At 66.5% G+C, this 19811-nt stretch carries 23 protein-coding genes and 2 tRNA genes; 8 read left to right on the forward strand and 17 right to left on the reverse strand.

All coding sequences use genetic code 11. The features are described from left to right. Position 1 precedes the first annotated feature (1 nt). Positions 2 to 2221, forward strand: coding sequence for an ATP-binding protein (locus ACUZUJ_RS20135; protein ID WP_458220662.1), 2220 nt, complete (start codon positions 2 to 4; stop codon positions 2219 to 2221). A gap of 1 nt (position 2222) precedes the next feature. On the opposite strand, the gene bfr is transcribed toward ACUZUJ_RS20135, so the two are convergent. The 3 genes from bfr to ACUZUJ_RS20150 all read right to left on the reverse strand — a co-directional run bounded on the left by bfr (position 2223) and on the right by ACUZUJ_RS20150 (position 3774). Then, positions 2223 to 2693, reverse strand: coding sequence for a bacterioferritin (gene bfr / locus ACUZUJ_RS20140; RefSeq protein ID WP_005419804.1), 471 nt, complete (start codon positions 2691 to 2693; stop codon positions 2223 to 2225). Positions 2694 to 2835: 142 nt separating this feature from the next. Next, positions 2836 to 3045 (reverse strand): (2Fe-2S)-binding protein, encoded by a 210-nt coding sequence (locus ACUZUJ_RS20145; protein WP_005411309.1) that lies wholly within the window; start codon positions 3043 to 3045, stop codon positions 2836 to 2838. A gap of 108 nt (positions 3046 to 3153) precedes the next feature. Further along, on the reverse strand, positions 3154 to 3774 hold the full coding sequence (locus ACUZUJ_RS20150) for an RNA pyrophosphohydrolase (RefSeq protein WP_005411310.1): 621 nt from the start codon (positions 3772 to 3774) through the stop codon (positions 3154 to 3156). Positions 3775 to 3894: 120 nt separating this feature from the next. Here ACUZUJ_RS20150 and ACUZUJ_RS20155 point away from each other — a divergent pair. Next, positions 3895 to 3971 (forward strand) — tRNA-Met (locus tag ACUZUJ_RS20155). 55 nt (positions 3972 to 4026) lie between these two features. Next, positions 4027 to 4101: transfer RNA gene (locus ACUZUJ_RS20160), tRNA-Gln, on the forward strand. A gap of 280 nt (positions 4102 to 4381) precedes the next feature. Here the strand turns inward: ACUZUJ_RS20160 and rpsI are convergent. After that, a complete protein-coding gene (gene rpsI / locus ACUZUJ_RS20165) occupies positions 4382 to 4774 on the reverse strand; it encodes a 30S ribosomal protein S9 (protein ID WP_005411311.1) in 393 nt (130 codons plus the stop codon). Positions 4775 to 4776: 2 nt separating this feature from the next. Further along, entirely contained in the window at positions 4777 to 5205 is a 429-nt protein-coding gene (gene rplM / locus ACUZUJ_RS20170) for a 50S ribosomal protein L13 (protein ID WP_005414692.1), read from the reverse strand. Positions 5206 to 5401: 196 nt separating this feature from the next. On the opposite strand from rplM, the gene coq7 reads away from it, so the two are divergent. Next, entirely contained in the window at positions 5402 to 6046 is a 645-nt protein-coding gene (gene coq7 / locus ACUZUJ_RS20175; protein ID WP_049447257.1) for a 2-polyprenyl-3-methyl-6-methoxy-1,4-benzoquinone monooxygenase, read from the forward strand. 87 nt (positions 6047 to 6133) lie between these two features. Here the strand turns inward: coq7 and ACUZUJ_RS20180 are convergent, their stop codons facing one another. Beyond that, positions 6134 to 6454, reverse strand: a complete 321-nt coding sequence (locus ACUZUJ_RS20180) for a DMT family transporter (RefSeq protein ID WP_005419816.1) — start codon at positions 6452 to 6454, stop codon at positions 6134 to 6136. A 168-nt stretch (positions 6455 to 6622) separates the two neighbouring features. Further along, a complete protein-coding gene (gene speD, locus ACUZUJ_RS20185; RefSeq protein WP_006473908.1) occupies positions 6623 to 7417 on the reverse strand; it encodes an adenosylmethionine decarboxylase in 795 nt (264 codons plus the stop codon). A gap of 149 nt (positions 7418 to 7566) precedes the next feature. On the opposite strand from speD, the gene crp reads away from it, so the two are divergent. Together crp and ACUZUJ_RS20195 are read left to right on the forward strand one after the other, a co-directional pair. Next, positions 7567 to 8256 (forward strand): cAMP-activated global transcriptional regulator CRP, encoded by a 690-nt coding sequence (gene crp, locus ACUZUJ_RS20190; RefSeq protein ID WP_010482649.1) that lies wholly within the window; start codon positions 7567 to 7569, stop codon positions 8254 to 8256. A 62-nt stretch (positions 8257 to 8318) separates the two neighbouring features. Next, a complete protein-coding gene (locus ACUZUJ_RS20195) occupies positions 8319 to 9080 on the forward strand; it encodes a sulfite exporter TauE/SafE family protein (RefSeq protein ID WP_458220661.1) in 762 nt (253 codons plus the stop codon). A gap of 118 nt (positions 9081 to 9198) precedes the next feature. Here ACUZUJ_RS20195 and ACUZUJ_RS20200 read toward each other — a convergent pair whose 3' ends face one another. From ACUZUJ_RS20200 to ACUZUJ_RS20245, 10 genes are all read right to left on the reverse strand, one after another. Beyond that, positions 9199 to 9915, reverse strand: a complete 717-nt coding sequence (locus tag ACUZUJ_RS20200) for a haloacid dehalogenase-like hydrolase (RefSeq protein WP_075676001.1) — start codon at positions 9913 to 9915, stop codon at positions 9199 to 9201. Continuing rightward, positions 9912 to 10706 carry an indole-3-glycerol phosphate synthase TrpC gene (trpC, locus tag ACUZUJ_RS20205; RefSeq protein WP_101766197.1) on the reverse strand — a complete coding sequence of 265 codons (795 nt, stop codon included), beginning with the start codon at positions 10704 to 10706 and terminating at the stop codon, positions 9912 to 9914. The genes ACUZUJ_RS20200 and trpC overlap by 4 nt, the downstream gene beginning before the upstream one ends. A gap of 74 nt (positions 10707 to 10780) precedes the next feature. Next, positions 10781 to 11812 carry an anthranilate phosphoribosyltransferase gene (trpD, locus tag ACUZUJ_RS20210; protein ID WP_458220660.1) on the reverse strand — a complete coding sequence of 344 codons (1032 nt, stop codon included), beginning with the start codon at positions 11810 to 11812 and terminating at the stop codon, positions 10781 to 10783. A 16-nt stretch (positions 11813 to 11828) separates the two neighbouring features. Further along, positions 11829 to 12416, reverse strand: a complete 588-nt coding sequence (locus ACUZUJ_RS20215; protein ID WP_100474204.1) for an anthranilate synthase component II — start codon at positions 12414 to 12416, stop codon at positions 11829 to 11831. 2 nt (positions 12417 to 12418) lie between these two features. Beyond that, positions 12419 to 13198, reverse strand: coding sequence for an SIMPL domain-containing protein (locus ACUZUJ_RS20220; RefSeq protein WP_119006841.1), 780 nt, complete (start codon positions 13196 to 13198; stop codon positions 12419 to 12421). A 67-nt stretch (positions 13199 to 13265) separates the two neighbouring features. Beyond that, positions 13266 to 14741, reverse strand: coding sequence for an anthranilate synthase component I (gene trpE, locus ACUZUJ_RS20225; RefSeq protein WP_049443910.1), 1476 nt, complete (start codon positions 14739 to 14741; stop codon positions 13266 to 13268). Between the two features lie 196 nt (positions 14742 to 14937). Beyond that, positions 14938 to 15891, reverse strand: coding sequence for a lipid kinase YegS (yegS, locus tag ACUZUJ_RS20230; RefSeq protein ID WP_049443912.1), 954 nt, complete (start codon positions 15889 to 15891; stop codon positions 14938 to 14940). 203 nt (positions 15892 to 16094) lie between these two features. Next, entirely contained in the window at positions 16095 to 16577 is a 483-nt protein-coding gene (locus ACUZUJ_RS20235) for a GNAT family N-acetyltransferase (RefSeq protein WP_049443914.1), read from the reverse strand. Between the two features lie 58 nt (positions 16578 to 16635). Next, positions 16636 to 17310 carry a ribulose-phosphate 3-epimerase gene (rpe, locus tag ACUZUJ_RS20240; RefSeq protein ID WP_032127160.1) on the reverse strand — a complete coding sequence of 225 codons (675 nt, stop codon included), beginning with the start codon at positions 17308 to 17310 and terminating at the stop codon, positions 16636 to 16638. A 57-nt stretch (positions 17311 to 17367) separates the two neighbouring features. After that, entirely contained in the window at positions 17368 to 17697 is a 330-nt protein-coding gene (locus ACUZUJ_RS20245; RefSeq protein WP_458220659.1) for a J domain-containing protein, read from the reverse strand. Positions 17698 to 17841: 144 nt separating this feature from the next. Here ACUZUJ_RS20245 and ACUZUJ_RS20250 point away from each other — a divergent pair, with 144 nt between their 5' ends. Both ACUZUJ_RS20250 and ACUZUJ_RS20255 read left to right on the forward strand, forming a co-directional pair. Continuing rightward, the gene (locus tag ACUZUJ_RS20250; RefSeq protein WP_014038746.1) at positions 17842 to 18768 is read left to right on the forward strand and encodes a phosphoribosylaminoimidazolesuccinocarboxamide synthase; all 927 of its coding nucleotides are present in this window, start codon (positions 17842 to 17844) and stop codon (positions 18766 to 18768) included. A gap of 372 nt (positions 18769 to 19140) precedes the next feature. After that, positions 19141 to 19626, forward strand: a complete 486-nt coding sequence (locus ACUZUJ_RS20255) for an Mpo1 family 2-hydroxy fatty acid dioxygenase (RefSeq protein ID WP_014038747.1) — start codon at positions 19141 to 19143, stop codon at positions 19624 to 19626. The last annotated feature ends 185 nt before the right edge of the window (positions 19627 to 19811 follow it).

Consider the following 19811-nt stretch of genomic DNA (forward strand, 5'->3'; position numbering starts at 1 on the left):
CGTGCCGCTGTGGGGCGTGCTGCTGGTTGCCCTTGCTGCGGCCGCCATCGCGCTGCTGCTGGGCCTGCGCCTGCGCGCGCGCAACCATGCGCTGGCCCAGCTGCAGCGCACGCACAATGCGCTGGCCGCCGAACGCGACCAGCTTCGCCATACCACCGAACGCCAGGGCCAGCTGGAACAACAGCTGCTGCAGGCCAAGCAGGCCGCCGAGGCGGCCGTGCTGGCCAAGGGCGAGTTCCTGGCCACGATGAGCCACGAGATCCGTACCCCGCTCAACGGCATCCTGCCGATGCTGGAGCTGATCGCGCGCGGACCGCTGGGCGAAGACCAGCGGCAGATGCTGGCGACCGCCTCGGCCAGTTCGCAGCAGCTGCTGCGCATCGTCGACGACATCCTCGACTACTCCCGGCTGGAAGCGCAGGCGCTGGAACTGGAGATCACCAGCTTCAACCTGCGCGACCTGCTCGATGGCGTGGTGCAGCTGATGCAGCGCGCCGCCGACGCCAAGGGCCTGGCCCTGGGCCTGCAACTGGATCCATCGGTGCGCCTGCCGGTGCGCGGCGACCCGGTGCGCCTGCGCCAGGTGCTGAGCAACCTGCTGGCCAACGCCATCAAGTTCACCGCCCGCGGCCAGGTGCAGCTGCGCGTGCTGCGCCTGGGCGAAGGTGCCGCGCAGCACCAGCTGCGCTTCGAGATCATCGATACCGGCATCGGCATTGACGACGCGCTGCAGGCACGCCTGTTCCAGTCCTTCAGCCAGGCCGACGCATCCACCACCCGCATCTATGGCGGCACCGGCCTGGGCCTGGCCATCTGCAAGCGCATCATCGACCTGATGCACGGGCACATCGGCGTGCAGTCCACGCCGGGCCAGGGCGCGACCTTCTGGTTCGAGATCCCGCTGCTGAAGGTCCCTGGCGACCTGCCGGCGATGGCGCGCGCGCCGGCACCACTGCTGCTGTTCAGTGCCGACGCAACGCTGCAGACACGTATCGAGCGCATCGCCGCCCACCATGGGCTGCAGGTGCAGGTGCTGGCGCAGCTGGATGCCTTGGTCGAGCGCCTGCGCGCTCCCGCGCGGCCCGGGCAACCGGCACCGGCATGGTTGCTGGTCGATGCCCGCGCACGCCGCAACGGTGAGGCCACGCTGCAGCTGGCGCTGAATGATCGCGGTGACGACGATGCACTGCAGGTGCTGTGGCTGCAGGAGGGCGCACTTCCGCAACGCCCGCGCCAGCGCCAGCTGCCCCCGCACTTCGACGATGCGGCCCTGCATGCGCTGCTGGCTGCACCGGTTGCCTCCGCCCGCCCCGCTGCGCTGCTGGCCAGCGCGGACAACGAGCAACCGGCTGCCACGCTGCCGCCGTTGCATCTGCGTGTGCTGCTGGTGGAGGACAATACGGTCAACCGGATGGTGGCCGAACAGCTGCTGCGCGTGTTCCAGTGCGAAGTGCGCAACGCCGCCGATGGCGAGCAGGCACTGGCCGCCCTGCGCGAAGGCGACGTGGACATCGTGCTGATGGATTGCCAGATGCCGGTGCTGGACGGCTATGCCGCCACGCGCCGCTGGCGCGCCGAAGAAGCGGAGACCGGGCGTGCGCGGCTGCCGATCATCGCAATGACCGCCAATGCCATGGCCGGTGACCGCGAGCGCTGCCTGCAGGCGGGCATGGACGATTACCTGTCCAAGCCGATCGCGCGCGCCACGTTGCATGCGCTGTTGCAGCGTTGGGTGCAGCGATCGCGCGATGTCGCGGCATCGCGCTTGCTCGATGGCGACACACCCGTGGCCCGTCGGGTCCTGCCAGCCGAGCAAGGCTCGGCTCTACCAGGCGATGACAGCCGGGTCGGCGCGATGCCGAAACCGGTGCTCGACCGCGACGTGCTGGATGAACTGCACGCCGTGATCGGCGACGCTGCCACCCAGATCGTTGCGGTCTTTCTTGAAGATGCGCCGGTGATGGTGCAGCAGTTGCAGCTGGCCGCGCAGAACGGCGATGAGCCGCGCTTGCAGGCCGTTGCGCACAGCCTGAAGTCATCGAGTGCGAACGTGGGCGCGTTGTCGCTTTCGGCGATCGCGCAGCGGATCGAGCATGAAGCCCGCAGCGGCAGCCTGCAGCGCCCCGCCGTGGCAGTGGCGCTGCTGGTTGCGGAATTCGCCCGCGCGCGCGTGGCGCTGACGGGCTACCTGGCACAGCATCGCGCCGGCCAGGGCGGCTGACTCACTCTTCCAGCTTGCTCAGCAGGTACTTCGGCTCGCCGATGCGCTCGATCAGGTCGAGCTGGGTTTCCAGCCAGTCGATGTGCTCTTCTTCCGAGTCGAGGATCTTCACGAACAGCTGGCGGCTGACGTAGTCGCCAACCGAGTCGGAATAGGCCACCGCCTCGCGCAGGGTGACCACGCCATCGCGTTCCAGCGACAGGTCGCACTGCAGGATCTCGGTCGGGTTCTCGCCGATGCGCAGCTTGCCCAGCGCCTGGAAATTCGGCAGTCCTTCAAGGAACAGGATGCGGTCGGCGAGCATGTCGGCATGCTTCATCTCGTCGATCGATTCCTTGTACTCGTGTTCAGCCAGTTCCTTGATGCCCCAGTTCTTCAGCATCTTGGCGTGCAGGAAGTACTGGTTGATCGCGGTCAGCTCGTTGTAGAGGACCTTGTTGAGGAATTCGATGACCTTGGTGTCGCCCTTCATGGGGGTGCTCCTGCACGCTGAAAACGCAGGCACTTTAACGCCTTGCGTGCGGTCGTGAAGGAACGCGAATCGTGCGCATTGGCCTGCGCGGCCGCACGTGAAGGATGCGAAAGCGCGGCGTCAACGCGCCGCGAAAAGGCAATCAGGCGACCTGGGCCAGGCCCAATACCGGCAGCGGCAGATCATGGGTCGCACGTGCCTTGGCCAGCAGGTCGCCGGCCATGTCCAGGCAGGAACCGCAGGTGGCACCACAACCGGTACGCATGGTCAGTTCGGCCACCGTGCTGACGCCATGGCTGGCGGCTTCGCGGATCTGGTGGTCGGTGACTCCGTTGCAGATGCAGACGTACACAGGCGGGAACCGGGCTGACAGGCCAGAAGCGGCCTGTTGGCTATTCCAATAGAAACGAGAATGGTTGTCAATCAGAGACCTGAACCATTCTCGATACCGTTCAGCCGGTCAGCTGGCCGGGCCGTCGCCCGTGGCCTTCTTCGGCCAGTAGCCCCGGGTCCGCGGGCGCTTGCGCGGGCGGTCGTGCCCGGCCGTGTGGCCCGGCATCCAGGCCTCGGCGGCGCTCTTGGGCATGGCGGTGACGCCCTGCCCGGCCACGCCGCGCGCCAGTGGCGCCAGGTGTCGCAGGGCACGCGCATAGACGCCGCGTTTGAACATCACCACGTGCTCTACCGGGTACCAGAAGTCCACCCAGCGCCAGTGGTCGAACTCGGGCGAGTCGGTGTGGTCCAGCTTCACGTGGGATTCGTCACCGGTCAGGCGCAGCAGGAACCAGACCTGCTTCTGGCCGATGCAGACCTGCCGCTCGTTGCGGCGGATGGCCCGCGCCGGCAGCTTGTAGCGCAGCCAGCCGGGTGTCGCCCCGAGCACTTCCACATGCTCAGGCAGCAGGCCGGTCTCTTCCTGCAGTTCACGATACATGGCCTCGACAGGCGTCTCGTCGGTGTTCATGCCACCCTGCGGGAACTGCCAGCCGTCCCGGCGCACGCGTCGTGCCCAGAACACCTGACCATCCTGCCGCATCAGCACGATGCCGACGTTCGGTCGATAGCCGTCCGGATCGATCACGATGCGGACTCCTAAAAAATCTACTGGTCGGGACTATCCCATGCCCTCTGTCGGCCCACAAGCACGACACAAAAATGTTGACAGGGGCGATACACATCCGCAGAATAGCGGGCTCACCAAGGCTATGTAGCTCAGCCGGTTAGAGCACAGCACTCATAATGCTGGGGTCGGTGGTTCGAGTCCACCCATAGCCACCACACTGAAAATCAAGTTGTTTTTCAGTGTGAAAAGTGAGAAAATAGTTGCACGTTTTGCCCCGTCGCCAAGCGGTAAGGCACCTGACTCTGACTCAGGCATTCGGTGGTTCGAATCCATCCGGGGCAGCCAAATTAAAAGCAAAAGGCCAGATCGAAAGATCTGGCCTTTTGCTTTTAATTTGGTCGCGCATTCCACCTTATCCCCGCGCCTGTCGGCGCGCCCCCTTGAACATCAAGGGGGCTCTCCTCCAGACAGAGACCGGGGTCAGACATGCGGACCACGGGTAGTGCCGGCCGCTGGCCGGCAATCCGGAAATGCCCCACCCCGAAACGACAAAAGCCCGGCCGAAGCCGGGCTTTTGCTTTTCCAACCAGCGGGCTCCCGAAGGAGCCCAACCAGGCGCGGTGAATCAGCGCTTGGAGAACTGGGTGGCGCGGCGGGCCTTGTGCAGACCGACCTTCTTACGCTCGACTTCACGGGCGTCACGGGTCATGAAGCCAGCCTTGCGCAGCTCGGACTTCAGGGTTTCGTCGTACTCGACCAGAGCACGGGCGATGCCCAGACGGATCGCACCGGCCTGGCCGGTGGTGCCGCCGCCAGCGGCGGTGACCAGGATGTCGAAGCTTTCGGTGTTCTTGGTCAGCTCGAGCGGCTGGCGCACGATCATGCGCGCGGTCTCACGACCGAAGAACTCGTCCAGCGGACGACCATTGACGGTGATGTTGCCCGAACCCTTGCGCAGGAACACGCGAGCGGTGGAGGACTTGCGGCGGCCAGTGCCGTAGTTTTGAGTGATAGCCATGATTAGATATCCAGAACCTGCGGCTGCTGTGCGGCGTGCGGATGCTCAGTGCCGGCGTAGACCTTGAGCTTGCGGTACATCTGGCGACCCAGCGGGCCCTTCGGCAGCATGCCCTTGACGGCGATCTCGATCACGCGCTCCGGGTGGCGCTCCAGCGCCTGGGCCAGGGACTCGGTCTTCAGGTTGCCGATGTAGCCGGTGAAACGGTGATACATCTTGTCCTGCAGCTTCTTGCCGGTGACGGCAATCTTTTCTGCATTGATGACGACCAGGTAGTCGCCGGTATCAACGTGCGGGGTGTAGACCGGCTTGTGCTTGCCGCGCAGACGGCGGGCCAGCTCGGTGGCGAGACGGCCCAGGGTCTTGCCCTCGGCGTCGACGAGGTACCAGTCGCGCTGGACGGTCTCGTTCTTGGCAGTGAAAGTGCTCATGAAGAACTCTAGGTTAGGTCGGGCTCATTGCGGCGAACGACTCGCCGGAACTCTGCCACGCGTTGTGAAAGGTGAAGCGTAAGAGGCGGGATTGTACGCAGGTCAAGCCCCCGGTGCAAGCTGGCCCTGCCCCGGGTTGGCAGGGGGACGGGGGCGGGCGAGAATCGGCGGGTCTTCCGCCCCACCGCGTACCGCCATGACCGTGCTCCGCCAGACCACTCCGCTGGACCACCTGCTGACCGAAGCGCAGCGCGCCCTGGACACGGTGTTCGGCAATCCACCGGCGGCCCGCCCCTACCCGGCTGCGGACACCGGCGAGCCGGGCATGGACAACGCCGAGCGCCGCCACGCGGCGGGCCTCATGCGGATCAACCACGTCGGCGAAGTCTGCGCACAGGGCCTGTACTTCGGCCAGGCGGCCGTGGCCCGCGACCCGGCCACCCGTGAACACCTGCTGGAAGCGGCCCAGGAAGAGACCGACCACCTGGCCTGGTGCGCCACCCGGCTGGGTGAACTGGACAGCCGCCCCAGCCTGTTCAATCCGCTGTGGTACGCCGGCAGCTACACCATCGGCACCCTGGCCGGGCTGCGCGGCGATGGCTGGAACCTGGGCTTCGTGGTCGAGACCGAGCGCCAGGTGGAAGCCCACCTGGACGAGCACCTGGTCGACCTGCCGGCCGGCGACCTGCGCAGCCGCGCGGTCATCCAGGTGATGAAGGAAGACGAGGCCCGCCACGCGGAGCACGCCGAGCAGGCCGGCGCACGCCGCCTGCCGTTCCCGATCCCGGGCGCGATGGCGCTGGCCTCCAAGGTGATGAAGACCATCGCCTACCGGCTGTGACCGCCAGGTAGTGCCGGCCGCTGGCCGGCAACCACGCGGGCGCCGCAGAAGATCAGGAGGTTGCCGGCCAGCGGCCGGCACTACCGATTAATTGGGCGAGACCAGCTTCAGGCCGATCACGCCGGCCACGATCAGGCCCACGCAGGCCAGGCGGGCCGGCGACGCACTGTCGTTGAACAGGTAGATGCCCAGCACCGCCACGCCCATGGCGCCGATGCCGGTCCAGATCGCATAGGCGGTGCCGACCGGGATGCTCTTCATCGCCTGGCTCATCAGATACAGGCTGATCAGGGCGGACACCACCGTGGCAACGGTGGGCAGGGGTTTGCTGAAGCCTTCGGAGTACTTCATTCCGAGGGCGAAACCGATCTCGAACAGGCCGGCCAGCAGCAGGTAGATCCAGGGCATGGGTGGGGGCTCCTTACCTTTTTTGAGAAAAACGAAACGGCCCGGTGTTTTCACACCGGGCCGTGGGTCGGTACATCACCGTGGAACTGTAACGCGTGCGGGGCACTGGTTCCACGGGGCGGGTCGTCCCGCCTGGGCGGCGATGCCTGCAGGCATCGCGCATGGGGCTTACTCGGACAGGTTCCGGCCGTGGAACAGCTCTTCGATCTCGCGCTTCAGCAGCGCTTCGATCTTCATGCGTTCCTTGAACGACAGGTTCTTGGCCTTTTCCTCGAACAGGTACTGGTCCAGGTCGAAGTCCTTCAGGTGCATCTTCGTGTGGAAGATGTTTTCCTGGTAGACGTTGACGTCGAACATCTCGTAACGCGACTTGATGTTCTTGGCCAGGAAGTTCTGGATCGAGTTGATCTTGTGATCGATATAGTGCTTCTTGCCCTTCACATCGCGGGTGAAGCCACGGACACGGTAGTCCATGATCACGATGTCCGATTCCAGGCTTTCGATCAGGTAGTTCAGGGCCTTCAGCGGCGAAATGACACCACAGGTGGCCACGTCGATGTCCGCGCGGAACGTCGCGATACCTTCCTGCGGATGGGTTTCCGGGTAGGTATGGACGGTGATGTGGCTCTTGTCCATGTGCGCGACCACGGCGTCGGAGATCAGCTCCTTGCCGGCCTGCTTCTTGTCGATCACCGGTTCTTCGGAGATCAGGATGGTCACCGAGGCACCCTGCGGGTCGTAGTCCTGGCGGGCCACGTTCAGGATGTTGGCGCCGATGATCTCGGCGACATCGGTCAAGATTTGAGTCAGCCTGTCGGCGTTGTACTCTTCATCGATGTATTCAATGTAACGCTGACGCTCCTCTTCGGTGCGCGCGTAACACACGTCATAGATGTTGAAGCTCAGCGCCTTGGTGAGGTTGTTGAAACCCTGCAGCCTCAGGCGAGGCAACGGCTTGACCACGGCGGTCGATTCCTGTGTAAGAAGGGAAAGGAGGAATTATGGGGCAAACTGCCCTCGGGGGGAACGTGAAGACGCAAGAGTTCTGGCACACTGTTTGCCCTTAACAATTGCGCTGGTTAAGCTCCGCTATCGACCCCGTGAATCCGTTCATGCGCAGAGGGAGCGCCCCTATCGTGTCAACCGTGCGCCTAGCTAGCAGTCCACTGGCCCTGGATATCGCCACAATCGATCGTTTCCTGGCGCACAGCCACAGGCGGCGATATCCCACCCGTACCGACGTCTTCCGACCCGGTGACCCGGCGGGAACCCTGTATTACGTCATCAGCGGCTCGGTTTCGATCATGGCCGAGGAAGATGACGATCGCGAGCTTGTGCTGGGCTACTTCGGTGCCGGCGAGTTCGTCGGCGAGATGGGCCTGTTCGTCGAATCGGACCGCCGCGAGGTGATCCTGCGGACCCGTACCGCCTGCGAGCTGGCTGAAATCAGCTACGAGCGCCTGCATCAGCTGTTCCTCGGCCCGCTGTCGGCCGATGCCCCGCGCCTGCTGTACGCGCTGGGCCAGCAGATCTCCAAGCGCCTGCTCGACACCAGCCGCAAGGCCAGCCGCCTGGCATTCCTGGACGTTACCGACCGGATCGTGCGCACCCTGCACGACCTGGCGCAGGAACCGGAGGCGATGAGCCATCCGCAGGGCAGCCAGCTGCGCGTCTCCCGCCAGGAGCTGGCCCGCCTGGTCGGCTGCTCGCGTGAAATGGCCGGCCGTGTGCTGAAGAAGCTGCAGACCGACGGCCTGCTGCATGCCCGCGGCAAGACCGTGGTGCTGTACGGCACCCGTTGACCGTTGAGCACCCGGTGGGTGCGGACCTTGGTCCGCACTCCTTCGCGCGCTAGGCTCGGTACATGGAACTGAGCAGCGCATTCTGGTGGTTCATCCTCATCGGCCTCGGCGCCCAGCTGGTCGACGGCGCGCTGGGCATGGCGTTCGGCCTGGTGTCGTCGTCGGTAATGCTGGCCATGGGCATTCCGCCCGCGCAGGCCAGCGCCGCCATCCACACCGCCGAGGTGTTCACCACCGGCGCCTCCGGCGTGTCGCATCTGGTCGCCGGCAATGTCGATAAGCGCTTGTTCGTCCGCCTGGCGCTGCCCGGCGCTGTGGGCGGCGCCGTAGGTGCCTACGGCCTGACCCAACTGCCCGGCGAGGTGATCCGCCCGCTCATCTATCTCTACCTGCTGGTGCTGGCCATCATCATCCTGGCACGCGCCGCCGGCCGACTGATGCCCAAGGGCGAGGTCAAGCGGGTGCCGGTGCTGGGCTTCGTGGCCGGCTTCCTGGATGCCAGCGGCGGCGGTGGCTGGGGCCCGGTGGCCACCTCCACCCTGCTCGCCCGCGGCGGCCAGGCGCGCACCACCATCGGCACGGTGAACGCGGCCGAGTTCGTGGTCACCCTGACGGTTTCGGCAACGTTCCTGCTGTCGATGGGGCTGCATCACCTGCAGATCGTGGCCGGCCTGCTGATCGGCGGCATGATGGCCGCACCGGTGGCCGCCCTGCTGGTGAAGCGCCTGAAGGAGCGTTGGGTACTGGTGGCCGTTGGTGTGCTGGTGCTGGGCATCAGCCTGTTCCAGATCGGCCATGCACTGACCGGGTATCTGGCGCGCTGAATGCTTGCCGGCCAGCGGCCGGCACTACCTGGACGGAAAAGGGGTAGTGCCGGCCGCTGGCCGGCAGATCCATCACCGTGCGATGGGGTCAGAGCCCCTACGGGGATCTGACCCCGGGCTACGCCTTGTCGCCGCCACGGTCCACGCAGCCCCAGTTGAGGATGCGGGTGCCGGCCGGCAGCACGCGGCGGAAGAAGTCCACGCGGCCCGGCTTCGGGTTCACCACCACCGGCGCCTTGGCGGCCAGCAGCAGCGGCAGGTCGGCAGTACTGTCGGAATACGCGATGTCGATGTCGCCATAGCCGCGCTCGCGCAGCATGCGCATCTTCTCTTCGTTGTGGCAGTGGCGGGTCGGGCCGACGCCGCCCAGCCGCGGGCCGACCTCGGTGCCGATCACCGGCACGTCCTGGTGGGCGACGAAAGCCAGGATCGCGCGCGCCAGCTCCGGCGGCGCACCCGTGGCAACCACCACGCGGTCGCCCTTGGCGCGGTGCGCGGCGAACACTTCCAGCGCCTGCGGCAGCAGCTTGGCGCGCATCTGCGCCTGGTTGCGCAGCACGTAGGCGTCGATCACCTTGTTGAAGTCACGCGCACGGTGCAGGCCGAAGCTGCCGATCCACACATAGACCGAGATGCCCGCGCGACGGGTCGGCAGCATCGCCACCATCGGCCCGGCGATCGGCGTGACCAGCAGCGCCGCCAGCATGCGCAGCGGGTTGCGCTTGATCAGCGAGGCGAACAGGTGGGTGCCTGAATCGCCGTCGTAGAGGGTGTGGTCGAAGTCGAAGACCACCAGCGGCGCATCCTCGCGCGGCGTTGGATAGTGCGTTGTCATGCCGCGAAGAATAGCTGACGCAGGCCCTCGCCCGGCTCTTCCACGCGCATGAAGGCTTCGCCCACCAGGAAGGCGTGGATGCCGGCGTCACGCATCAGCGCCACGTCCTGCGGGCCGAGGATGCCGCTCTCTGTGACCAGCAGGCGGTCACGCGGCACGGCGTTCTGCATGTCCAACGTGGTCTGCAGCGACACCTCGAACGTGCGCAGGTTGCGGTTGTTGATGCCGATCATCGGCGCCGGTACCTGCAGCGCGCGCTCCAGTTCATCGATGTCGTGCACTTCCACGAGCACGTCCATGCCCAGCGACAGCGCCAGTTCGGACAGCGTGGCCAGCTGGGTGTCGTCCAGCGCCGCCACGATCAGCAGGATGCAGTCGGCGCCCAGCACGCGTGCCTCGTACACCTGATAGTCGTCGATGACGAAGTCCTTGCGCAGCACCGGCAGCGTGCACGCCTCGCGCGCCTGCTGCAGATAGGCGTCGGCGCCCTGGAAGAAGTCCACGTCGGTCAGCACCGACAGGCAGCTGGCGCCACCGAACTCGTAGCTGACCGCGATGTCGGCCGGGCGGAAGTCGGGGCGGATGACGCCCTTGGACGGGCTGGCCTTCTTCACCTCGGCGATCACCGCCGGGTCACCGTTGGCCACCGCCGCCTGCAAGGCGCGCACGAAGCCACGTACCGGCGGGGCACTGGCCAGGGCGGCCTGCAGCTCCTCGAGCGGGCGCTGGGCGCGGCGCTGGGCCACTTCTTCGGCCTTGCGGGCCAGGATCGTCTGCAGGATGTCGCTCATCGTCTTCGGTTCGGTGCGGGGGCGGTGAGGACGGCCATTATCGGCCATCAAGGGGGTCAGGCTGAACCGCGCGCTCAGGCAACCAGCGCGCGGGTGGTCTCCACATACTGCTGCAGGCGCTGGCGGGCGCTGCCGTTGGCGATGGCGGCACGAGCGCGGGCCAGGCCGTCGCCGATGTCGCTGGCCACGCCGGCCACGTACAGCGCGGCACCGGCGTTCAGGGCCACGATGTCCAGCGCCGGGCCGGGCTCGTTGTCCAGCACCGCGCGCAGCATCGCAATGGACTGTTCCGGGCTGTCCACGCGCAGGTTGCGGCTGGCCGACATGGCGATGCCGAAGTCCTCCGGGTGGATCTCGTACTCGCGCACCTTGCCGTCGCGCAGCTCGCCGACCAGCGTGCCGGCACCCAGCGAGATCTCGTCCATGTTGTCGCGGCCCCAGACCACCATGGCGCGCTCGGTGCCCAGTTCGCGCAGCACGCGCGCCTGGATGCCCACCAGATCGGGATGGAACACGCCCATCAGCACCGACGGCGCGCTGGCCGGGTTGGTCAGCGGGCCGAGGATGTTGAAGATGGTGCGCACGCCCATCTCGCGGCGTACCGGCGCGACGACCTTCATCGACGGATGATGGATCGGCGCGAACATGAAGCCGATACCGGTCTGCTCGATCGCCGCGGCCACCTGGGCCGGCTGCAGCTCGATGGTCGCGCCCAGTGCTTCCACCGCATCGGCGCTGCCGGACTTGGATGACACGCTGCGGTTGCCATGCTTGGCCACGCGCGCACCGGCCGCGGCGGCGACGAACATCGCGCAGGTGGAGATGTTGAAGGTGTGCGAACCGTCGCCACCGGTGCCGACGATGTCAACCAGGTGGGTACTGTCGGCCACCGGCACCGCCAGCGCGAATTCGCGCATGACCGTGGCCGCCGCAGCGATCTCGTCGATGGTTTCCTTCTTCACGCGCAGGCCGGTGAGGATGGCGGCGGTCATCATCGGCGATACATCGCCGCGCATGATCTGCCGCATCAGGTCGACCATTTCGTCGAAGAAGATTTCGCGGTGCTCGATGGTGCGTTGCAGGGCTTCCTGGGGGGAGAAGCTCATGGGAATGCTCCTTGGATCAGGCCGCCGGGCGCTGCAGGAAATTGCGCAGCAGGGCGTGGCCGTGTTCGGTGAGGATGGATTCGGGGTGGAACTGCACGCCTTCCACCGGGAACTGGCGGTGGCGCAGGCCCATGATCTCTTCGATCGAGCCGTCGTCGTTCTCGGTCCAGGCGGTCACTTCCAGGCAGTCCGGCAGGCGGTTCTTGTCCACCACCAGCGAGTGGTAGCGGGTGGCCTGGTAGCGGTCCGGCAGGCCGGCGAACACGCCCTTGCCTTCATGGCGGATCGGCGAGGTCTTGCCGTGCATGATGTTGCCGGCACGGATGACCGTGCCGCCGTAGACCTGGCCGATGCCCTGGTGGCCCAGGCACACGCCGAGGATCGGCGTGGTCGGGCCCAGGCGCTGGATCAGCTCCAGCGACACGCCCGCTTCGTTGGGCGTGCACGGGCCGGGCGAAATGACGATGCGCTCGGGCTTCTGCGCGGCGATCTCGTCCACGCTCATCGCATCGTTGCGCACCACCTTCACCTCGGCGCCCAGCGTCTGCAGGTACTGCACGAGGTTGTAGGTGAAGCTGTCGTAGTTGTCGATCATCCACAACATGGTCAGGTTCCGTCGCTTATCAGGAAAATGGCGTATACGTTTTCGGTGTAGGTGATGGGGCCGGCTTCGATGGACTCCGGTGCACCGGGCGCAGGTGCCGAGGCCGGTGCATGGCTGCCGGTCACCGAGATCCTGTCCAGATACTCACCATCCTCGCCCGGCTGCGGCCATTGCCCGGCCTGGATGCCGTAGGCGAAGTCCGGCGCCACGTCGGAGATGCTGTACAGGCCACGCACTTTCGTTCCATAGGCCTTGGCCAGCCCCTGCGCGGACTCGCGGGTCTTGGCCGCGGCCTCGCCCTTGAGTTCACGTCGCAGCGCCACTTCACCCGAGTAGATCGGGGCCACGCTGCTGACCTGCACGTTCTCGTTGGCCTTCAGCGCGCCCAGCACGTCCTGCATCGCCTTCACGCTGGCGAAGCTGGCACGCAACTGGCGCGACACGCGGGTGCCGATGAAGACCTGCCGGTTCTGCTCATAGCGCGTCGCCGGGCCGATCCGCAGGTTGTCCGCACGCACGCTGCCCTCCACCGCCTTGTTCTGCTTGAACAGCGCCAGCGCGCGGGCAACGTTGTCCTGCACGCGGCGCCGCGCCGCATCTGCGTCCATGTCGGTCTCTTCGATGTTCAACTGCAGGCCGAACCGGTCAGGCATCACCTCGCGGCGCGCCTCGCCCTTCACCAGCAGATGCGGCTGCGAGGGAATGGTGTTGGCCTGCGCCCACGCAGACGGGGCCATCGTGGCCAGCAGTGACGACCACAGCAATGCGCTCAGCAGCTTCATGCGGTACTCCTTGTCTTGAATGGGAACAGCGGAGGGTGCCGCGGCGCAGGCCACGGCACGGGGAACTTCACAGGCCCTTGGCGGCCTGGGCGACGGCGCGGAACAGCGCGCGGCCCTTGTTCATCGTCTCGTCCCATTCCTTGTCCGGGTCCGAGTCGTAGACGATGCCGGCGCCGGCCTGCACGTACAGGCGGCCATCCTTGATCACCGCAGTGCGGATCGCGATCGCGGTATCGGCATCGCCGTGCCAGCCGATGTAGCCGATGCTGCCGGCGTAGACATTGCGCTTGATCGGTTCCAGCTCGCGGATCACTTCCAGCGCGCGGATCTTCGGCGCGCCGCTGACGGTGCCGGCCGGGAACGTGGCACGCAGCACATCGGCATAGCTCAGGCCGGGCTGCAGCTGCCCGGTCACTTCGCTGACGATGTGCATGACGTGGCTGTAGCGTTCGATCACGAACTGCTCGCCCACTTCCACGGTGCCGGCCTTCGACACGCGACCGGCGTCGTTGCGGCCGAGGTCGATCAGCATCAGGTGCTCAGCGCGTTCCTTGGGATCGGCCAGCAGCTCGGCTTCCAGCGCCAGGTCCTGCTCGACGGTGGCACCGCGCGGACGCGTGCCGGCGATCGGACGCACGGTGACTTCGCCATCCTGCAGGCGCACCAGGATTTCCGGCGAAGAACCGACCACCTGCAGGTCGCCGACATCGAGGAAATACATGTACGGCGAGGGATTCAATGCGCGCAGCGCGCGGTACACATCCACCGGGCGCGCCTTGAACGGCACGCTCAGGCGCTGGCTGAGCACCACCTGGAAGATGTCGCCGGCACGGATGTATTCCTTGCTGCGCTGGACCGCATCGACGAAGCCTTCGCGGGTGAACCCGGAAACGAAATCGGATTCGTCCAGCACGTCGCTGTTGAGCGGCGCCGGATAGCCGGCACCCGGTGCGCGCAGCTTGGCGGTCAACGCATCCAGGCGCGCCTGGGCCTGCTCGAAGGCACCGTCGACACGCGGGTCGGCATGCACGATCAGGTACAACCGGCCCTTGAGGTTGTCGAACACCGCCAGCTCGTTGGAGTCCAGCAGCAGGATGTCCGGCGTGCCCAGCTCATCGCGGCCGGCCGGCGGCGCCAGGCGCGGTTCGATGTAGCCGATGCACTCGAAACCGAACCAGCCGACCAGGCCGCCGGTGAAGCCCGGCAGGCCTTCCAGCTTGGGCACCGAGTGGGCGCTGCGCAGCGCCTCGACTTCGGCGAACGGGTCGGCCACCTCGCGGGTGTCCACCACCTGGCCGTCTTCGCGCACGGTCAGCGTGTGGCCATGGAAGGCGTACACGCGGCGCGCCGGCAGGCCGATGATCGAGTAACGACCAAAGCGCTCGCCGCCTTCGACGGATTCAAACAGGTAGGTATTGGGGCCGTCGGCGAGCTTCAGATAGACCGAAAGCGGCGTGTCCAGGTCGGACAGCACTTCACGGACGACGGGAATATGGGTGTGGCCTTCAGCGGCCTGCAGCTGAAACTGAGCGTGCGAGTTCAAGACGACTTTCCTTCCGGGACACAGCGTTATGGGGGCGGACGACGGCAACGGGCCACCATCGCCACCAACGGCGTGCGGAAGAAAGGGTATGCGGGGTCGTCAGGCTGGACACCCCTTGACTGTATCGCAGCCGGGGCGGGAGGGGAACCCCGCCAAACTGAACCACGGCACGCCGGGGCAGCCGCAGTGACCGGCGCTACGCCGGGGCGTTCGCAGCGGAGACCCCGCCCAGCAGCGGACAGCTGGCCGGCAGATGCATCCGCACCCTGCCCGGCACGCACGCGATGCGGAACTGGCGGGCCTGAACCGGTTCGCCGTCCAGGTTGAGCGTCAACGGGCGCTCGGATTCCACCTGCAGCCACGGCAGTCGCGCGCGCGTGGCCAGCTGTTCGAGCGCCGCCTGGGTGCCGGACTTCAGCATCTGGCCGAGGGTGGCGGTGACCTCACCTTCCAGCTCCGGGAGCACGGTTACATCCAGCAGCCCATCGTCGATCAGTGCCTGCGGGCACAACTGCTGGCCACCGCCGGCCTGCCGGCCATTGCCGATGCCGAGCGCGATGAAGTCGCCTTCCCACGCGAAATCCGGACCCGACAGGCGTGCATGGATCGGCTCGATCCGCCCCAGCTTGGCGATGCCGGTGATCACATAGGCCAGCCCGCCCAGCATCTTCTTCAGGCCGGCATCGGTCTCCACCGTCACCTGCGTGCCGAAGCCACCGCTTGCGAGATTGGCGCACCACCAGGGCGTGCCATCGGCGTCCACGCGCAGCAGATCGATGGCATGCGGCGTGGACTGTCCGATCAATGCAAAGGCCGCCTTTGGCTCGGTCGGAATACCCGCAGCCGTGGCGAAATCGTTGGCGGTTCCCATCGGGATCAGCGCCAGCGAGGGCAACGCATCCGCCGCTTCCTCACGGTGCGCCAGGGTTTCGGCCACCGCACTGAGCGTGCCGTCGCCACCGGCGGCAACGATCACGTCCACGCCGTGATCGATGGCCTCGGCCACGTAGCGCTCGGCATCACCGTCCTCCCAGGTCACCCGCACGTCCAGCTGCACGCCCTGCCCGCGCCAATGGCCGACAGCCTCGCGCAGTTCCTCGTTGCCTGCGGATTTGCCATTGAGGATCAGGCGCCAGCGCGGTGCGGTCATGCGGAGCTTCCAGGAGGGGGCGGCACAGGCTAGCAATGCGCTGTTTGTCCGCAGTGAATGTCACGCAGGTGTCATTCAGCTGCTGGAGAATGGAAGGCCATAGCAGGGACGACGGATGGAGGCAGGATCAGCCTCCCACGCATGCAGCGAGGCCACGCCAGTGATTGGCGTGGCTTTTTTTTGGGGTGTGCTGGGAGTGCGCCTCAACCGTTGGCGAAATCGTGCAGCGCCTGGCCCTGCAACCGGTACACGGTCCACTCGTCCTGCGGCGTGGCGCCAGCGGCGGTGTAGAACTCGATGGCCGGGGTATTCCAGTCCAGCACCGACCATTCGAAACGACCGCAGCCTTCGGCCACGGCCTGGCGTGCGATGTACTTCAGCAGCGCCTTGCCGGCGCCCACACCACGCTTTTCCTGGCTGACGTACAGGTCTTCCAGGTAGATTCCCTTGCGGCCCAGCCAGGTCGAGTAGTTGTAGAAATACACCGCGTAGCCGATCGCTTCGCCGTCGGCTTCGCAGATCAGCGCGCGCGCCGTGGCATCGGCACCGAACAGGCTTTCGGCGATGCCGATCTCGTCGGTCTGCACCGAATGCTCGGCCTTCTCGTAGATGGCCAGCTCGCGGATGAAATGCAGGATCAGGCCCGCATCGGCGACGGTGGCCGGGCGGATATTCAACAGAGCCATGGGCGAAAAAGCGGACGGAGGGGACCAAGCGAGCTTAATCCCCTCCGCCCCCTTTTTGTCAGCGTGCCGCGGCGACGTTGGCGCGCATCTGCGCGATCACGTCCTGGTAGCTGGTCTTGGCGTTGAAGATGGCCGAACCGGCGACGAAGGTGTCGGCGCCGGCGGCGGCGATCTCGCCGATGTTGTCGGCCTTCACGCCGCCGTCGATCTCCAGGCGGATGTCCTTGCCGCTGGCATCGATCATCTTGCGCACCACGCGCAGCTTGTCCAGCGCCGAGGGAATGAAGGCCTGGCCGCCGAAGCCCGGGTTGACCGACATCAGCAGCACCAGGTCAAGGTCGTCCAGCACCCAGTCGAGGATGTCCACCGGCGTGGCCGGATTGAGCACGATGCCCGGCTTGCAGCCCAGCGAGCGGATCAGCTGGATGGTGCGGTGCACGTGGCGGCTCGCTTCCGGGTGGAAGCTGATGTAGGTGGCACCGGCTTCGGCGAAGTCCGGGATGATGCGGTCCACCGGCTCGACCATCAGGTGCACGTCGATCGGCGCGGTGACGCCGTGCTTGCGCAGCGCCTGGCAGACCATCGGGCCGATGGTCAGGTTCGGCACGTAGTGGTTGTCCATCACGTCGAAGTGGACCCAGTCGGCACCGGCGGCGAGGACGTTGTCGACTTCCTCGCCGAGGCGGGCGAAGTTGGCGGACAGGATGGAGGGGGCGATGAGGCAGTTGGACATGGCCGGGGCCTTCGGAACGGGGAAAAGGTTCTCCCGCCCGCAGGCGGGACTCTGGAATCAGCGCTTGCGCAGGGTCTTGATGCGGTCGTAGGCGGCATTGATCCGCCGCGACTTCTGCTCGGCCTGCTGCTGCAGCTCGGGGGCGGCGCCGCCAAGCTTGTCGGGGTGGTACTGCGAGATCAGCTTGCGGTAGGCGCGCTCGACCTCGGCATCGGTGGCCTCGGAGGTCAGCCCTAGCTCCCGGTACGGGTTCTCCTTGTTCAGGCGGAACCAGTCCGAGTCGAAGGCGTGGCCGATCAACAGGCCGACCATCGCGCCAAACAGCGGATTGGGCCGGAACAGCAGGGCGCCGGCGATGAATCCGAGCAGTTTTCCGTACCAGCGCATGGCGCTCCGGGGTCGACCGACGAAATGGACGCTCATTTTACGTCACAGCGGGCCCGGACCGCTTTACACTAGGCCGCCCGCTGGTCAGCGGGCCCGCCGGGTCCGTTGGGCAGCAGCCGTATCGACAACGCCCCAGGAGTGCCCGTGCCAACCACGCTGTTGCAATCCGATCTCCCCGGCCTGCCCTTGCGCCATCGCGGCAAGGTGCGTGATGTGTTCGATATCCCGCGCGAGCGGCTGCCAGCCGGAACCCCGCCGGGCGAGTACCTGCTGATGGTGGCCACCGATCGCCTGTCGGCGTTCGACGTGGTCCTGCCCGACCCGATTCCGGGCAAGGGCGAGATGCTCTGCCAGGTCTCCAACTTCTGGTTCGCCAAGACCGCGCACCTGATGCCCAACCACCTGACCGGCATCGACGTGGCCAGCGTTCTGCCCGAAGGCGTGGACCCGGCCCTGTACGCCAAGCGCGCGGTGGTCACCCGCAAGCTGAAGCCGGTGCCGGTGGAAGCGATCGCCCGCGGCTACCTGATCGGCAGCGGCTGGAAGGACTACCAGCGCACCGGCAAGGTCAGCGGCATCGACCTGCCCGATGGCCTGCGCCAGGCCGAGCAGCTGCCGGAGCCGATCTTCACCCCCTCGACCAAGGCCGCCGTCGGCGACCATGACGAGAACATCGATTTCGATGCGATGGTGAAGCAGGTCGGTGCGGACCTGGCCGAGCGCGTGCGCGACGCCACACTGCGCATCTACAAGTTCGCCGCCGATTACGCCCGCGAGCGCGGCATCATCCTGGCCGATACCAAGTTCGAATTCGGTACCGATGCCGATGGCCGCCTGTACATCATGGACGAGATGCTGACGCCGGATTCCTCGCGTTACTGGCCGGCCGACGAGTACGAAGTGGGCACCAGCCCGCCGAGCTACGACAAGCAGTTCGTGCGTGATTACCTGGAGACGCTGGACTGGGGCAAGACCGCCCCGGGCCCGAGCATCCCGGCCGAGATCATCGAGCGCACCCGCGCCAAGTACGCCGAGGCGCTGCAGCGCCTGGCCGGGATCAGCGTCGACTGATCCGCCTGCGCCCCCCGGCCGGAAAGGCGGGGGGCGTTCTGAATGCGGTAGTGCCGGCCGCTGGCCGGCAACCTCAGCGAACACCTGCAGCCAGGCATGGCCTGGCTCTACTACAGGTTGTCTGGGGGTAGTGCCGGCCGCTGGCCGGCAACCCCGCAAGCCTGCAGCCAGGCATGGCCTGGCTCTACTACAGGTTGCCTGGGGGTAGTGCCGGCCGCTGGCCGGCAACCCCGCAAGCCTGCAGCCAGGCATGGCCTGGCTCTACTACAGGTTGCCTGGGGGTAGTGCCGGCCGCTGGCCGGCGACCCCGCAAGCCTGCAGCCAGGCATGGCCTGGCTCTACTGACGGCTCCGGCGGGAGTATGCTGGCCGCATGCAGACATCCACCGAGCTTGCGCGGCCGATCGACCGCTATTTCGCCAGCTACTCCGACGACCACCGCAATGTGATCAACCAGCGCATCCACGTGGTGGCGGTCCCGGCGATCCTGTGGTCGGTGGTGGCCCTGCTGTGGTGCCTGCCGCCGCTGATCACCTGGTTCCAGTACGGCATCTGGTCGGCGTTCGCGATGTTCAGCGCCTGGTGCTTCTACAACAAACTGTCGCGCCCGCTGGGCATCGGCATGCTCATCCAGTTCTTCGTGTTCGGCTGCCTGTGCCGGCTGCTGGAGGCCGAGATCGGCATCCAAGCCCTGCGCTGGCTGGCGGTGGGCGTGTTCGTGGTGGCCTGGATCGCGCAGTTCATCGGCCACAAGTTCGAGGGCCGCAAGCCCAGCTTCCTGACCGACCTGACCTATCTGCTGATCGGACCGGCCTGGGTGATGGCCAAGTTCTACCGCAAGCTCGACTGGCGCTACTGACCTGGCGGCGGCCGACAGCGGCCGTCGTTTCCTGAACGGGCGGATTCCGTCACCCGTAGTCCACGGGAGCCCTGCCAGCCTGCGCCGGTGATCCGCTCCCCATCGCCCGCCCGTCGACGGCAGCCCCTGTGCGACAGGGCCTGCGGTCTCCCTGCGTGGGCGTAGGGTGTCCCCCGAGGGCAACC

Source organism: Stenotrophomonas sp. S4 (assembly GCF_054187805.2).

Bases quoted from the DNA above. Each gene is read 5' to 3' on its own strand.
- ACUZUJ_RS20180 (WP_005419816.1), bottom strand. From the start codon at position 6,454: ATGCCCTGGATCTACCTGCTGCTGGCCGGCCTGTTCGAGATCGGTTTC.
- ACUZUJ_RS20220 (WP_119006841.1), bottom strand. From the start codon at position 13,198: ATGAAGCTGCTGAGCGCATTGCTGTGGTCGTCACTGCTGGCCACGATG.
- rpsI (WP_005411311.1), bottom strand. From the start codon at position 4,774: ATGGCTATCACTCAAAACTACGGCACTGGCCGCCGCAAGTCCTCCACC.
- yegS (WP_049443912.1), bottom strand. From the start codon at position 15,891: ATGACCGCACCGCGCTGGCGCCTGATCCTCAATGGCAAATCCGCAGGC.
- ACUZUJ_RS20215 (WP_100474204.1), bottom strand. From the start codon at position 12,416: ATGTTGTGGATGATCGACAACTACGACAGCTTCACCTACAACCTCGTG.
- ACUZUJ_RS20245 (WP_458220659.1), bottom strand. From the start codon at position 17,697: ATGCGCTGGTACGGAAAACTGCTCGGATTCATCGCCGGCGCCCTGCTG.
- ACUZUJ_RS20195 (WP_458220661.1), top strand. From the start codon at position 8,319: ATGGAACTGAGCAGCGCATTCTGGTGGTTCATCCTCATCGGCCTCGGC.
- rpe (WP_032127160.1), bottom strand. From the start codon at position 17,310: ATGTCCAACTGCCTCATCGCCCCCTCCATCCTGTCCGCCAACTTCGCC.
- ACUZUJ_RS20255 (WP_014038747.1), top strand. From the start codon at position 19,141: ATGCAGACATCCACCGAGCTTGCGCGGCCGATCGACCGCTATTTCGCC.
- bfr (WP_005419804.1), bottom strand. From the start codon at position 2,693: ATGAAGGGCGACACCAAGGTCATCGAATTCCTCAACAAGGTCCTCTAC.
- rplM (WP_005414692.1), bottom strand. From the start codon at position 5,205: ATGAGCACTTTCACTGCCAAGAACGAGACCGTCCAGCGCGACTGGTAC.
- ACUZUJ_RS20200 (WP_075676001.1), bottom strand. From the start codon at position 9,915: ATGACAACGCACTATCCAACGCCGCGCGAGGATGCGCCGCTGGTGGTC.
- crp (WP_010482649.1), top strand. From the start codon at position 7,567: ATGCGCAGAGGGAGCGCCCCTATCGTGTCAACCGTGCGCCTAGCTAGC.
- trpD (WP_458220660.1), bottom strand. From the start codon at position 11,812: ATGAGCTTCTCCCCCCAGGAAGCCCTGCAACGCACCATCGAGCACCGC.
- ACUZUJ_RS20235 (WP_049443914.1), bottom strand. From the start codon at position 16,577: ATGGCTCTGTTGAATATCCGCCCGGCCACCGTCGCCGATGCGGGCCTG.
- coq7 (WP_049447257.1), top strand. From the start codon at position 5,402: ATGACCGTGCTCCGCCAGACCACTCCGCTGGACCACCTGCTGACCGAA.
- trpC (WP_101766197.1), bottom strand. From the start codon at position 10,706: ATGAGCGACATCCTGCAGACGATCCTGGCCCGCAAGGCCGAAGAAGTG.